Raw genomic sequence first — 14128 nt, 5'->3', positions numbered from 1 at the left:
AGGCTCCTTAGTGGCTGGGGCCGAGAAAGGCCAGCCAGCGCCGCTCCGCCAGGCGAAACAGACCGACCAGGGCAAAGGTCACGGTCAGGTAGATCAGCGCGGCAATGCCGAATGATTGAAACGTCATAAAGGTCGCCGAGTTGGCGTCCCGGGCCACTTTGAGGATGTCGGGAATCGTCGCAGTGAAAGCCACGGTGGTCGAGTGCAGCATCAGGATCACTTCGTTGCTGTAGTACGGTAGCGAACGACGCAGCGCCGACGGCATGATCACGTACGCGTAGAGCTTCCAACCGCTGAGCCCATAGGCCTTGGCCGCTTCGACCTCGCCGTGGGCCATGCTGCGGATCGCCCCAGCGAAAATTTCCGTGGTGTAGGCGCAAGTGTTGAGGGCGAAGGCCAGGATGGTGCAGTTCATCGCATCGCGGAAAAACGCATCCAGCACTGGCTGCGCGCGCACGGCGGCAATGCTGTAGATGCCGGTGTAGCAGATCAGCAACTGGATATAGAGCGGCGTACCGCGAAACAGGTAGGTGTAGAACTGCACCGGCCAACGTACCAGCGGGTTGCGCGAGACGCGGGCGATGGACAGCGGGATCGACACCAGAAACCCAATCACCAGTGAAGCGCTGAGCAGCCACATGGTCATCGCCAGGCCGGTGATGTGCTGGCCGTCGCTGTACAGAAACGGGCGCCAGTATTCCTGCAAGAGTTCGATCATCGCACGGCCTCCCGGGCGCCAGCGGAGTAGCGGCGTTCAAGACGGCGCAGGACAAAGTTGGAGGCACTGGTGATCAGCAGGTAGATCAACGCGGCCAGTACCAGGAAGTAGAACAGTTGATAGGTGCTCTTGCCGGCATCCTGTGCGGCCTTGACCAGGTCCGCCAGGCCGATGATCGACACCAGCGCGGTGGCCTTGAGCATCACCATCCAGTTATTGCCGATGCCCGGCAGGGCAAAGCGCATCATCTGCGGGAAGGTCACGTAGCGAAACCGCTGGCCGCGCTTGAGCCCGTAAGCAGTGGCGGCTTCCAGTTGGCCGCGGGGCACGGCGAGGATCGCGCCGCGGAAAGTCTCGGTGAAGTAAGCACCGTAGATAAAGCCCAGGGTGATCACCCCGGCGCTGAATGGGTCGATCTCGATGTATTCCCATTCCATAAAGTCGGTCAGGCCGGTGAGCCAGGTTTGCAGGCTATAAAAAATCAGCAGCATCAGCACCAGGTCGGGGACGCCGCGAATCAGGGTGGTATAGAGCTGCGCGGGGATGCGCAAAAAGGGCAGGCTGGACAGTTTGGCGCTGGCGCCGAGCAAACCCAGCAACACGCTGACGGCCAGGGACAGTACCGATAACTTGATGGTCATCCAGGTGCCTTGCAGCAATAGCGGGCCGAAACCCTTCAGGCTGAGTGCGCTCAGCCCGAGGGTTTGCAACAGTTCTTCGAACATAAATCGGGACCTATGGCGATAAAAAAGCGCCCCTGCAAACCCAGGGGCGCCCCAGGCATTATTTGCCGCTGTACAGGTTCAGATCGCCAAAGTGTTTCTTCTGGATGGTGGCGTAGGTGCCATCATCGTGTAACGCTTTGATACCTTTATCCAAAAGGGCCTTCAGCTCAGTGTTACCTTTTTTGATACCGATGGCGGTTTTGGACGGCAGCAGAGGGTCGTCGATGGCCGCGCTGACTTCATAGCCGGCGCCGGCTGGCGACTTCAAAAAGCCCAGTTCGGCTTGCAGCATGTCTTGCACCGAAGCGTCGAGGCGGCCGGAAGTCAGGTCGGCATACACTTGGTCCTGGTTAGCATAGGCCTTGGTGGTCACACCGGCTTTATCCAGTACCGCCTTGGCGTAGGCTTCCTGAATGGTGCCTTGCTCATAGCCTACCGATTTGCCCTTGAGGGATTCCGGCGTCGAGTAGCCCGCGCCTTTCTTGAATACCAGTGAGGTTGGGCCGGAGAACAGTTCGCTGGAGAAGTCGATGGCTTTCTCACGCACCGGGGTCACGGTCATGGACGAAATCACGCCGTCGAACTTATTGGCTTTCAGGCCCGGAATCATGCCGTCGAAATCACTTTCGACCCATTTGCACTTGACCTTCAGCTCGGCACAGATGGCATTGCCCAGGTCGATATCGAAGCCCACCAGGCTGCCGTCGGCTGCCTTGGATTCGAACGGTGCGTAGGACGGGTCGACACCAAAACGCAATTCCTTGTATTCCTTGGCCAACGCGGTACCGGCGGCCATGCACAGAGCCAGTGCAGAAAGGGTCAGCAATGCTTTTTTCATTATGTAATCCCTTGAAACCAAGATAAGCGCTTGTGGCGCGATTAGGACTGTTACTGAACGGTGTCAGACGGATCCCAAGTAGCAATTTCTGCACCATAGTTCCGAATGAGCGTTTTAAAAGGCAAGAAGGTGGCGTTGTGAGTGTAGGAGATGCCCAAAAATGGGCATCGATTTTTCAATGCACCATTTTGGGTGATGGGGCTCAGCTCAGCAGGTCTTGCAAGGTGCCGAGGTTGTCGGCGTCTTCCACGTGTTTATCCTGGCGCCACCGCAGCATCCGCGGAAACCGCACCGCAATTCCGCTTTTGTGGCGTTTGGACAGGGCGATGCCCTCGAAGCCCAGCTCGAACACCATGCTCGGCGTCACGCTGCTGACCGGGCCGAATTTTTCCACGGTGGTCTTGCGCACAATGGCGTCGACTTTGCGCATTTCTTCATCGGTCAGCCCGGAATAGGCTTTGGCAAACGGCACCAGGGTGCGCTCGCTGCCTGGCGGCCCATCCCACACCGCAAAGGTGTAGTCGCTGTAGAGGCTGGCGCGTCGGCCGTGGCCGCGCTGGGCGTAGATCAATACCGCGTCGACGCTGAACGGATCGACCTTCCACTTCCACCACACGCCCATGTCTTTGGTGCGGCCCACGCCGTAGAGGCCGTCGCGCGCCTTGAGCATCATGCCTTCCACCCCCAGTTTGCGGGAGTCTTCACGTTGCCGGGCCAAGTCCTGCCAAGTCCTGCCCGTCAACAGCGGCGAGGGCAGTAGCACCGGTTGGTTGCACTGTGCGATTACCTGCTCCAACTGTGCGCGGCGTTCGGCTTGGGAATGGTTGCGCCAATCGTCGCCCTGGTGCTCCAGCAGGTCATAGGCGAGCACTGCCACTGGCGCGTCCTCCAGGACTTTTTTGCTCAAGGTCTTGCGACCGATCCGCTGTTGCAGCAGGGCGAAGGGTTGCACCGCGTCCTTCCACACCACGATCTCACCGTCGATCACCGTACCATCCGGCAGACCACTGACCAGCGCATGCAGCTCCGGAAAACGCTCGGTCACCAGTTCCTCACCGCGGGACCAGACCCACAGGCGCCCCTCGCGCTTGACCACTTGCGCGCGAATGCCGTCCCACTTCCATTCCACCTGCCAGTCGGCGGGGGAGCCCAGCAGGGCGTCGAACTGCTCCACCGGTTGCGCCAGGCCATGGGCCAGAAAAAACGGATACGGTTGCCCGCCACGCTGCGCGTGTTCGTCGGACGATTCGGCGGCGATCAGCTTGAGATAACCCTCGGCTGTAGGACGGTTGGACAAGTCGGTGTAACCCACCAACCGCTGCGCCACCCGTTTGCTGTCCAACTCGGCCATCGCGGCCAGGGCGCGGGTGACCAGCAGTTTCGAAACGCCCACGCGGAAACTGCCGGTGATCAGCTTGATACACAGCATCAAACTCGGTTGATCCAGTTGCGCCCACAGCGCCGGCAAGCGTTCGGCCAGTTCCGTCGGCGGCAGGCCGCGCAAGGGCAGCAGTTTTTCTTCCAGCCACACCGCCAGGCCGTCCTCGGAGGTGTAGGTCGATTCTGGCAACAGCAGGGAAATTGTCTCGGCCAGGTCGCCTACCGATTGGTAACTTTCTTCGAACAGCCAGGGTTCGATGCCCGAAGCCTCAGTGGCCATGTCGCGTAGCAGCCGCGTCGGCACCAACTGCCGTGGGCGCCCACCGGAAAGGAAATACACCGCCCACGCGGCGTCGGCTGGCGGCGCCTGGCGGAAATAGCCCTGCAAGGCGGCGAGCTTGGCGTTGCTGGAGGTGGTGGCGTCGAGGTTGGCGTACAACTCGGCGAAGGCCTTCATGCCGTGACCTCTTCTTCATCGTCCCCATATTCGGTGGTGAACCCTTGGGCATCCAGGCCTTTTTCGCGCAGGTGACGCACCAACACGCCGACGGAACCGTGGGTGACCATCACCCGTTCGGCCCCGGTTTGCTCGATGGCCCACAACAAGCCGGGCCAGTCGGCATGGTCCGACAGCACAAAACCGCGGTCCACCCCACGCCGCCGACGGGTGCCGCGCAGGCGCATCCAACCGCTGGCAAAGGCATCGCTGTAGTCGCCGAAGCGGCGTATCCAGGTGCTACCGCCGGCAGAAGGCGGCGCGATGATCAGCGCCTGGCGCAGCAACGGGTCGTTTTTCTTGAAATCGCCGGCGTATAGCGTCTCCGGGATATAGATGCCGGCGTCGCGATACACCCGGTTCAATGGCTCGACCGCGCCGTGGCTGAGGATCGGGCCGATGCTGGCGTCGATACCATGCAGGATGCGCTGGGCTTTGCCGAAGGAGTAACAAAACAGCACGCTGGCCTTGCCGTTGGCGATATTCCCACGCCACCACTCATTGATTCCCGCAAAGATCTGCGCCTGGGGCTGCCAGCGGTAGATCGGCAGGCCGAAGGTGGATTCGGTGATAAACGTGTGGCATCGCACCGGTTCGAACGGCGCGCAGGTGCCGTCGGGTTCGACTTTGTAGTCACCAGAGGCTACCCAGACTTCGCCCTGGTATTCGAGGCGTACCTGGGCGGAACCGAGCACATGTCCGGCGGGATGGAAACTCAGGGTCACGCCGTGGTGCACCAGGCGTTCGCCGTAGGGCAGGGTCTGCAGGTTGATGTCCTGGCCCAGGCGCGAGCGCAGGATGCCTTCGCCGGGCGCTGCCGCAAGGTAATGGGTGTTGCCGGTGCGGGCGTGATCGCCGTGGGCGTGGGTGATAACCGACCGTTCCACCGGGCGCCAGGGGTCAATGTAGAAATCTCCGGCGGGGCAATAAAGGCCTTCCGGGCGGGCGATGACAAGGTCCATGGGGTGACCGGGGAGGTGGGCTTGTTACTTATGAGGCAGGGGCGAACGCAGAAGTTCTATCTGAGTGCATGGGACGTTCGACACTGAGCAGGCTTGCTGGGGTGAGCCGCCTCACCACAACAAGCCCCCTCTTGCATTTTGCAGCGTTTACTTGCCTGGGGTGAGGGTCAGGCGGGTCTTGCCATACACCTTGTCGAAGTTCTGTGGTTGCATCGGGAAACTCAGGTATTGCGCCTTGAGCGCCGCGTCAATGCCGTTGGCGTAGTGCGGGCTGACCGGGTTGCCGGATTGGCCGATGCCGCCCTGGCCCATCATCGGTTCCGCCTGGCCGAAGTCGACGATCATGCGCAGCGCCGGTACCTGGGTGGTGTTGAAATCCTGGCCCCAGCTGTAGGGCGCCGGGTTCAAGGTGTTGTGATCGCCGCCACTGGCCAGCGGCCCACGGATCACTTGGCCCTGGGCGTTTTTCCAGGTGGTGCTGTGCAATTTGCCCCACTGCCAGGCCTTGTGGTCCGCACCCAGTTGGCTGTCGCCGGCGGTGATGGCGGCCGCCAGGCTGCGCGCGAGGATCGCCGGTTTGTCTTCTTTCTGCGCGGTGCGCACATCGTCCCAGAATGGGCTGTCTTCACGGCCCAGCAGGTGGTCGGCCTGGGCGGAGTAGGACAAACGCGCGTTGCTCACAAAGGCTTTCCAGCTGGCGCTGGTTTCCGGGCCGAGTTCGTCGAGGAAGATCTGCCGCGTACTTTCCTGTAGGAACAGTTCATAGAGCGCAGCATCGGCGGAGGTCGATACCAGGCGACCATCGAAGGCCATCAGGCGGGTCAGGGCTTCGCGGGCCTTGGCCTGCTCGGCAGCGGGTAACGCCTCGATCGCCTGCTTGAGCGGCTGAGCCATGCCTGGCGCCTGGAACATGCTCTTGAGTTTGGCGGCGAAGGGGGTGGTTTGGTCGTACTGCATGGCGATCAGGCTGCGACTGTCATGCTTGCCGGCATTGGCCAATTGCGCCAGGCGTTCGCTGCGCTCAGGGGCATCCCAGGTGTTGGACAATTGCATGCCATAGCCGCGCGGTGCAGTGCGCTGGTTGGCGGTGCCGATCCAGCCTTGGGCCGGGTCCTGGTCATAGGGGTGCAGCATGGCATCGGCGTAGCCGTCCCAGTCGAAGCGCCCATCCCAGCCCGGCGACGGCAGTAGCCCTTCACCTTCGCGGCGATTGGGGAAGCGACCGGTGACCTGCCAGCCGATATTGCTGGCGTCGGCGAAGATCATGTTCAAGGCGATTGCGCGGATTTCCCGGGTGGCGTCCGAGGCTTTGCCGGCATTCTGCGCGCGCGACAGGTCGAAGAAGGCGTCCAGGCTCTTGTCGTCTTTGAAGTCGGCGCTTTGCAAGGCCAAGCCCAAACCGCTGGTCAAGGCCTGGCTGCTATTGAGCAGGGCACCGTGGCGGGTTTCGTAGACGACTTCGCGGATCGAGCGTTGGCCCTTGATGAAGAAGGTTTCGTTACGCATCCCGGCAGGTAGCCATTTTCCGTTGTTTTCGTAGTAAAGCGCGCTGCCCTGGCGTTTGACCTTTTCCAGGAACAGGTCCTGGGTGTCGCCCTTGACCGCGCTCATGCTCCACGCCACCTTGCCGTTGAACCCGGACAGCAGCGTAGGCAGGCCGGCAATCGAGACGCCCACTGCCTGGTACTTAGGTGCGCGAATCTGCACGTAGCTCCATGGCGACGGTGCCTGTGGCTGCGCCGCCAAGTCGTTGGCCAGCAGGCTTTTGCCGGCGCGGCTGCGTTGCGGGCCGATGGCCCAGTTGCTTGAAGTGGTGACCGCCAGTGCATTGAGGCTGCTCAACTGCTGACTGACCGCATCCAACCCCGCCAGACCGGTGATCTGGCCCAGGTTGATGCCCTTGAGTTTGTCGGCTTCGGCCAGCGGGATCGGCTCGTCGGGCGCGCTCGGCGTGAGCCAGGCAAGTTTATCGACGCCGACTTTTTGCCCCAGCACCAAGGAGCCCAGTTCTTCCTGCAGGTTGGCCGACTCGCTGAAATTGAGCAGGCAGAACAGCAGCGCGGAATCTTCCGGTTTCCAGTACTCGGGCTTGTAGCCGGTGTGGGCCAGATCCGGCGGCAGCTTGTCGCGATAACGGAACAGATAGGCGTTGACGCCGCGGGCGTACACCTCGAAGAAGCGCTTGAGGCGCGGCGATGAGGCGTTATACAACTCGCCGGCGCTTTTTTTCAGGTTGACCGCCCGCATAAAGCGGTCCACGTCCAGCACCTCAGGCCCCGACATTTCCGCCAGACGGCCCTGGGCCAGCAGGCGCAGGGTGACCATCTGCTGGATGCGGTCGCTGGCGTGCACGTAACCGAGGCTGAACAGCGCATCGTGGAAGGTGTTGCTTTCGATCAGCGGCATGCCTTGGGCATTGCGGCGTACCGACACATTCTGCGCCAGACCCTTGATGGGCTGCACGCCGGCCACCGGCGGCAAGGTGTCTTGGGTGCTTTGGAGTTGGCAACCAGCCAGGCTCAATGCACTGGCAACTGCCGCGGCAACGCCGAACCGGGGAAGAAAATGTGAGAGGGCTGGCGAGGCCATGGCAAAGCTCCTGCGGGGGGTAGCGTCAGTAAAGGCGCTACGTTAGTGAGCGCGGTGAAACGACGCAAGCAGGAGTTGTGTAATTGCGTAAGCCTGGGGCAAAACAGTGTGGGAGGCGCTGGGCGTCCTCCCACGGGGTCAAGCGAATGTCATGGGTCGCGATCAGGCGCCGTGGCACTTCTTGAATTTTTTCTCACTGCCGCACGGGCAAGGATCGTTGCGACCAACGTCCTTCAGGGCATTGCGCACCGGCTCTTGGTGAGCGTGGCCGCAGTTCGGGCCGTGGACATGGCCGTGGTCGTGATCATGATGATCGTGATCGTGATCGTGGTTGCAGTCAGGACCATGGACATGGGGTTGCTGAGTCATTGATGTCGCTCCGGAATAAAATCGCCGGGGATTATCTCGCCATTGTGGTTCACCTGCACGTCATAACCGATGAATAATCCGGTTTTCAGTTCGCCTTCGAGGCGGTAGGGCACCGGTCTGTCCGGGTTTTTCAGCATCTGCACCACATCGCGGATCTGCGGCCAGAGGTTGGTGCGCACCGTGACTTTGAACACCGCATGGCTGCGCGGCGGGACCGTCAACCATTCATTGGATTCGCCCTCGGTCAACACAAAATCACCCAAGGTCACCTTATAGATCAGGCCGCGCACGGTCAGGTCATCGTCATCGCGGTTGTCCACGCGAAAGAACAGTTTGAATTTCTGCTCAAGCAGTTTGGCGCGCACCACCTCCACCTTCACCAGGGAAACATGAGGCGCTGGCGAATCGTCTTCGAACCACGATGCGCAACCGCTCAGGCCGAGGGTCAACGCCAGCATCAAGCTGTATATCCGGAGCATGGCGTCAGTCCTGTAAGGGTTAAAGGTAGCTGGAACAACACTTCTTGAATTTCTGCCCGCTGCCGCACAGGCAGGCATCGTTGCGACTGGCTTTGATTTGCACCGTAGGATCAATGAAGTACCAGCGCCCGTCATTCTGTACGAAAGAAGACTGCTCGCGGTGGCTATGTTCGCCGGTGCTGTCGTGCCAGCGTGCGGTAAAGGTCACGAATGCGTGTTCCGGCTGCCCGCCGAACACTTCGGAGCTTTCCACTTCGAGACCCAACCAGGTGCTTTGGGCGCTCCACGCGGCGATGGCTTCGCGGTCCAGGCCGGCCTGTTGCGCAGGCAGAGTGGTGGCCACCAGATAGTCCACCAGGCCCAGGACGTAGGCGCTGTAGCGCGAACGCATCAACGCGGTGGCGCAAGGTGCCGGGTGGCCGGCGTGATAATGGCCGCAGCAGGCATCCAGCAGGTTGCCGCTACCGCAGGGGCAAATGGATGTACTCATCGGGATCACCACCAATACTTTCCGAAATTTTCCGGGTTGGCCCAGAACCGGGCGTTGAGCCAGTCGGGCACCTGTTTATAGTCAAGCAGATCGTAGGTGAACAGGGTCAACACCTGCTCGTCGCGCTGGAAACGCTCGCCGGCCTGTAGTGCCAGGGAGAAGAAGTCAGTGTCCTTCCAGTCGCAGGCGGCCAGGTCCACCAGCACGGCGATGCGGCTGGCATTGAGGTTGCGGATGCCGCCGAGCAGGGTCAGCCCTTGCGGTTTTGACAGGTGCTCCAGGCAATCGACCACCAGCGCCAGGTCAAAACGCTGGGCGGCCAGGTCTGCGGGCAGCGCGCCGGGCGCGGCGAAGGACACCTGGCTCTGCGGATGCGCCTTTTCAAAAGCGTCCAGTGCCGGGAACCGGCTGGCGCCCAGCACCAACAGGCGTTGGGGCGAGTGCAGGTCGAGCAAGGCAGCCAGGGCTTGCTGGGGTGTACGGGCAGAATTACCAGCGGTCATCACAGATCCTCACATCAGAACCCTAGAGACTAGCGCGGCTGAACGTGCGGGCCTAGAGCGGGTGGTGGAGAAAAGTCCCGGCTGAGCCCTCATCCTTAATAAATACGGGGGTGTGACGCAGTGGCGCAGTTGAAAAGAGCGGTCTTAACTGCATCCATCGGCCTTCGCCGATCCCCTCAGGAGAAATCAGATGAGCATCATGCGGACAGCTCTACCCTTGGTTCTGCTAACCGGAGTATTGACAGGTTGCGCAGGCTTGCAAAAAACCGACTGGCCCACCTGTGCCGCCGTAGGCGGTGTGACAGGCGCGGCGTTGGGCGCCACCGAAAGTTCGTCATGGGCCGGCGGCGGTGCGTTGCTGGTCGGTGGTCTGGCCGGCGCCTATTGCTGGGTGCATGGCGATGGCGACGAGGATGGCGACGGCGTGCCGGACAGCCGCGACAAGTGCCCCGGCACCCCTAAAGGCGTGCAGGTCGATGCCAATGGCTGCCCGCCCGCGCCGCAAGCAGCAGTGGTCGAGGAAGTGGTGGTGGTCAAGGAAGAAACCATCGTGATTCGCGACGTACACTTCCAATTCGATTCGGCCAAGTTGACGGCAGCGGATAAAACCAATCTCGACACCATTGCCACGCGCCTTAAACAGGAAGCACCGAACGCCCAGTTGCGTGTCAGCGGGCACACCGACAGTGTCGGTAAAGATGCTTACAACCAGAAACTCTCGGAAAAACGCGCCCATTCGGTCACCGAATACCTGATCAGTGCCGGCGTGCCGCGCAGCAGTTTTGTCTCGGTCACCGGGGCGGGCGAGAGCCACCCAGTCGCCGACAATAAAACGGCCGAAGGTCGTGCGCTGAATCGCCGTACGGAAATCCAAATCAACCGCTGACAGCCCTTGCCCCTGTGGGACCCACAGGGGCATTGCCGATCTGCATCGCTGCGTTCTCAAGTTTTTTGATCCTTCACTGGCAAAGCGCCGGTAGAAGTCGTTACTGTGCGTCCAAAGAAAAATTTGAAAACACTCAGGAGCCCCATGATGCGTAAGGTTTTTCTGTTGGCCCTGTTGGTCAGCCCCATTGCCCTGGCCCAGAGCGTCAGTGTGGAAACCAACTCACTGATGCGCCTGCCCAGCAGCACCAGTGTGTTGCAGTTGGAGCGCCTGGACGTGGCGGACTATGGCACCTTGCTGGTGCCGGCCACCATCAGCCAGGTCAGCGTGGACGAGCTGCACCTGGGCCGCGACGCGCGCATCGCCATTGTGCCCGGCAACACCGCGCTGCAATTGCAGGTGCGCCATGCGCAATTGGATCACGGCAGTCAGATCACCTCGCGCGGCGCTCCCGGCACTCACGAAAAACCTGCTAAGCCCGGACGTGACCTGAATTTGCGCATCAATGCCCTGACAGCTGAAGAACTCTCGGTGGATGCCCGTGGCGGTGCCGGAGCCCAAGGCTACGCCGGTCTGGATGGTGCCAACGGCGAAGACCCCGGCTGCACCTGGGGCGCGGCTGGGCGCGGCGCCAATGGCGATAACGGCGGCGATGGCTTGCCAGGCGCGTCGGGTGCGCAGGTGCGAGTGCAGTTGCCGAAAGACTTTCCGGCCCAGCAGATCAAGGTGTGGGTCGATGGCGGCCCGGGCGGCCTGGCGGGCACGGCTGGCAAACCGGGTAAGGGCGGGCAATCCAAGGGTTGTTTGGTGTACCGCGCCGATGGCGGCGAAAAAGGCCGCCCAGGCTTGGAAGGGCAGCCAGGGCCGGCCGGGCCGGCGGGTGCCGTCACTATTGAACGGCTCTGACGTGCCCCCACCTCAATCGGCAAGCCCAGGCTTGCCGTTTAGAACATCGGTCGCGCCGAAGCAATCGCCACCACCAGCAGCCCCACGATCAAGTTGATCCCCACCAATGTGCGAATCTGCCCCAGGGCCGTGGCGCCCGCCGGCCAGTCCTCGGCCGCCACCGCCGTGCGCAGCGCCGGGAATTTCAACGCCTGGATGCGGATAAACAATGCGGTCATCACCAGATACAGGCCCATCATCACCTGCACATAACGTGGCGCGGTTTCAAACCCATTGAAGCGCAGATGCAACAGGCCGACACCGCTGATCGGCAAAATCAGCACCGCCACCCAGACCCACACGAAAAAACGTTGAAACACATTAGCCCACAACTTGAGCCGGGCAGGGCCTTCAAGTGCCGCCACAGCGGCGGGGCGCAGGATCATCCAGGCGAAAAACATACCGCCGACCCACACCAGGGCGGCCAAGACATGCAGGGTGTAAGCGAGGCTAAAGACGGTCATTGCGGTACTCCGTTCTGCGCGGGATTAATTAGCGGGGTATGATAGCCGCCGATCCGAACCACTGAAAATTTATCCAGCGTTTTTTGCGCCCGACTATTCATGATCAGCACTGAACTCAAAACCACGATCCAGGGCGCCTACACGCGTTTTCTCGAAGCCAAGAGCTTGAAACCGCGCTACGGCCAACGCCTGATGATCGCCGAAGTGGCAAAAGTCCTCGGGGATATCGACACCGACGACGAAGGCCGCCGCGAAGGCGAGCCAGCGGTCGTGGCCGTCGAGGCCGGCACCGGCACCGGCAAGACCGTGGCCTACAGCTTGGCCGCGATCCCAACTGCCAAGGCCGCCGGTAAACGCCTGGTAATCGCCACCGCCACGGTCGCCCTGCAAGAGCAAATCGTCTACAAGGACCTGCCCGACCTGATGCGCAACAGCGGCCTGAACTTCACGTTCGCCCTGGCCAAAGGGCGTGGCCGCTATATGTGCCTGTCCAAGCTAGACGTGCTGTTGCAGGAAGGTCACGCGCAAACCGCCACCGCGCAGCTGTTCGAAGAAGAAGGCTTCAAGATCGAAGTCGATGAGGCCAGCCAGAAGCTATTTACCAGCATGATCGAAAAACTGGCCGGCAATAAGTGGGACGGCGACCGCGACAGTTGGCCCACTGCCCTGGAGGATGCCGACTGGGCACGCCTGACCACCGATCACAGCCAGTGCACCAACCGTCATTGCCCGAACTTCGGTCAATGCGCCTTCTATAAGGCTCGCGAGGGCATGGGCAAGGTCGACGTGATCGTCACCAACCACGACATGGTGCTGGCCGACCTGGCATTGGGCGGCGGAGCGGTGTTGCCCGATCCGCGCGACACACTGTACGTCTTCGACGAAGGCCACCACCTGCCCGACAAGGCCATCGGCCACTTCGCCCATTACACGCGGCTGCGTTCCACTGCCGATTGGCTGGAATCCACCGCCAAGAACCTCACCAAGCTGCTGGCCCAACACCCGCTGCCCGGCGACCTGGGCAAGCTGATCGAACAGGTGCCGGAGCTGGCGCGGGAGATCAAGACCCAGCAGCAGTTCATGTTCAGCGCCTGCGAGCAGGTGGCCGACTTCAAGCCGGGCGAAGACGTGGAAGGCCGCGAGCGGCCACGTCACCGCTTCGTCGGCGGTCTGATTCCCGAGCACATGCGCGAAATGGGCATCGAGTTGAAGAAGGGCTTTTCACGCCTGACCGATCTGTTCACCCGCCTCACCGACCTGCTCAAGGAAGGCATGGATGGCGAGGTCAATATCGGCATCGCCAGCAACCAGGCCGAGGAGTGGTATCCGCTGTTCGGCAGCCTGCTGTCCCGTGCCCAGGGCAACTGGGAGTTGTGGACCGCCTTCACCGTCGAAGACCCGGAAGACAACCCGCCCATGGCGCGTTGGCTGACCCTGGCCGAAAGCGGCGCCCTGTTCGATATCGAGGTCAACGCCAGCCCGATCCTGGCCGCCGAGATGCTGCGGCGCAACCTGTGGAATGTGGCCTACGGTGCCTTGGTGACATCGGCCACCCTGACCGCGCTGGGCACGTTCGATCGTTTCCGCATGCGCGCCGGGTTGCCGAAAAAGGCCGTTACCGCCGTGGTGCCGAGCCCGTTCCACCATGCCGACGCCGGCGTGCTGCGGGTGCCGGACCTCAGGGCCGACCCACGGGACGCGGCGGCCCACACCGCGGCGATCATCCGCGACCTGCCGGAGCTGGTCGAAGGCTCCCGGGGCACCCTGGTGCTGTTTTCATCACGCAAGCAGATGCAGGACGTGTTCGACGGCCTGGACCGCGACTGGCGCAAGCAGGTGTTTATCCAGGGCAACCTGTCCAAGCAGGAAACCCTCAACAAGCACAAGGCGCGGGTGGACGGTGGTGATTCCAGCGTGTTGTTCGGCCTGGCGAGTTTCGCCGAGGGTGTGGACTTGCCGGGGGCCTATTGCGAGCACGTCGTGATCGCCAAGATCCCGTTCTCGGTGCCGGATGATCCGGTCGAAGCGGCGCTGGCCGAGTGGATCGAAGCGCGGGGCGGCAACCCGTTCATGGAGATCTCGGTGCCGGATGCCTCGCTGAAGCTGGTGCAGGCCTGCGGTCGCCTACTGCGAACCGAACAGGACCGGGGCACCATCACCTTGCTTGACCGGCGTCTGGTCACCCAACGCTATGGCAAGGCTATCCTTAATGCGTTGCCGCCGTTCCGGCGCGAAATTTCTTAAGCCACCGTGGGCGAATTCGCCCACTTTGTGGTCTATCTCG

General features: G+C 61.8%; 14 protein-coding genes. 3 read left to right on the top strand and 11 right to left on the bottom strand.

The genetic code is table 11. The features are described from left to right. Positions 1–7: 7 nt before the first annotated feature. The 10 genes from FIV35_RS05625 to FIV35_RS05580 form a co-directional block, all read right to left on the bottom strand. Positions 8–718: an ABC transporter permease gene (locus FIV35_RS05625; protein ID WP_034096271.1), complete on the bottom strand. Its 711-nt coding sequence runs from the start codon at positions 716–718 to the stop codon at positions 8–10. Next, a complete protein-coding gene (locus FIV35_RS05620) occupies positions 715–1443 on the bottom strand; it encodes an ABC transporter permease (RefSeq protein WP_010212412.1) in 729 nt (242 codons plus the stop codon). The genes FIV35_RS05625 and FIV35_RS05620 overlap by 4 nt, the downstream gene beginning before the upstream one ends. A gap of 58 nt (positions 1444–1501) precedes the next feature. Further along, positions 1502–2281 (bottom strand): transporter substrate-binding domain-containing protein, encoded by a 780-nt coding sequence (locus tag FIV35_RS05615; RefSeq protein WP_027604451.1) that lies wholly within the window; start codon positions 2279–2281, stop codon positions 1502–1504. Between the two features lie 202 nt (positions 2282–2483). Next, entirely contained in the window at positions 2484–4118 is a 1635-nt protein-coding gene (locus FIV35_RS05610) for an ATP-dependent DNA ligase (protein ID WP_034137259.1), read from the bottom strand. Further along, on the bottom strand, positions 4115–5119 hold the full coding sequence (locus FIV35_RS05605) for a ligase-associated DNA damage response exonuclease (protein WP_034137260.1): 1005 nt from the start codon (positions 5117–5119) through the stop codon (positions 4115–4117). Before FIV35_RS05605 ends, FIV35_RS05610 begins: the two co-directional genes overlap by 4 nt. A 147-nt stretch (positions 5120–5266) precedes the next feature. Continuing rightward, positions 5267–7708, bottom strand: a complete 2442-nt coding sequence (locus tag FIV35_RS05600) for a penicillin acylase family protein (protein ID WP_034137261.1) — start codon at positions 7706–7708, stop codon at positions 5267–5269. Positions 7709–7870: 162 nt separating this feature from the next. Further along, positions 7871–8077, bottom strand: coding sequence for an SEC-C metal-binding domain-containing protein (locus tag FIV35_RS05595; protein ID WP_034137262.1), 207 nt, complete (start codon positions 8075–8077; stop codon positions 7871–7873). Then, entirely contained in the window at positions 8074–8556 is a 483-nt protein-coding gene (locus FIV35_RS05590; RefSeq protein ID WP_034137263.1) for an LEA/WHy family protein, read from the bottom strand. Before FIV35_RS05590 ends, FIV35_RS05595 begins: the two co-directional genes overlap by 4 nt. Before the next feature lie 19 nt (positions 8557–8575). Continuing rightward, positions 8576–9046 carry a YchJ family protein gene (locus tag FIV35_RS05585; protein WP_034137478.1) on the bottom strand — a complete coding sequence of 157 codons (471 nt, stop codon included), beginning with the start codon at positions 9044–9046 and terminating at the stop codon, positions 8576–8578. 5 nt (positions 9047–9051) lie between these two features. Beyond that, positions 9052–9549 carry a DUF6231 family protein gene (locus FIV35_RS05580; RefSeq protein WP_034137264.1) on the bottom strand — a complete coding sequence of 166 codons (498 nt, stop codon included), beginning with the start codon at positions 9547–9549 and terminating at the stop codon, positions 9052–9054. A 190-nt stretch (positions 9550–9739) separates the two neighbouring features. Between FIV35_RS05580 and FIV35_RS05575 the strand changes: the two genes are divergently transcribed. Both FIV35_RS05575 and FIV35_RS05570 read left to right on the top strand, forming a co-directional pair. Then, positions 9740–10435, top strand: coding sequence for a PA1041 family peptidoglycan-binding anchor lipoprotein (locus FIV35_RS05575; RefSeq protein WP_083377903.1), 696 nt, complete (start codon positions 9740–9742; stop codon positions 10433–10435). Between the two features lie 147 nt (positions 10436–10582). Next, positions 10583–11341 (top strand): collagen-like triple helix repeat-containing protein, encoded by a 759-nt coding sequence (locus tag FIV35_RS05570; RefSeq protein ID WP_034137266.1) that lies wholly within the window; start codon positions 10583–10585, stop codon positions 11339–11341. A 38-nt stretch (positions 11342–11379) separates the two neighbouring features. Here FIV35_RS05570 and FIV35_RS05565 read toward each other — a convergent pair whose 3' ends face one another. Beyond that, entirely contained in the window at positions 11380–11844 is a 465-nt protein-coding gene (locus tag FIV35_RS05565) for a CopD family protein (RefSeq protein WP_034137267.1), read from the bottom strand. 99 nt (positions 11845–11943) lie between these two features. Here FIV35_RS05565 and dinG point away from each other — a divergent pair, with 99 nt between their 5' ends. Then, entirely contained in the window at positions 11944–14088 is a 2145-nt protein-coding gene (gene dinG / locus FIV35_RS05560) for an ATP-dependent DNA helicase DinG (RefSeq protein WP_034096280.1), read from the top strand. The last annotated feature ends 40 nt before the right edge of the window (positions 14089–14128 follow it).

Source organism: Pseudomonas rhodesiae (genome assembly GCF_007858255.1).
Taxonomy (GTDB): Bacteria; Pseudomonadota; Gammaproteobacteria; order Pseudomonadales; family Pseudomonadaceae; genus Aquipseudomonas; species Aquipseudomonas rhodesiae.
This window is presented reverse-complemented; position numbering and strand designations above follow the sequence as displayed.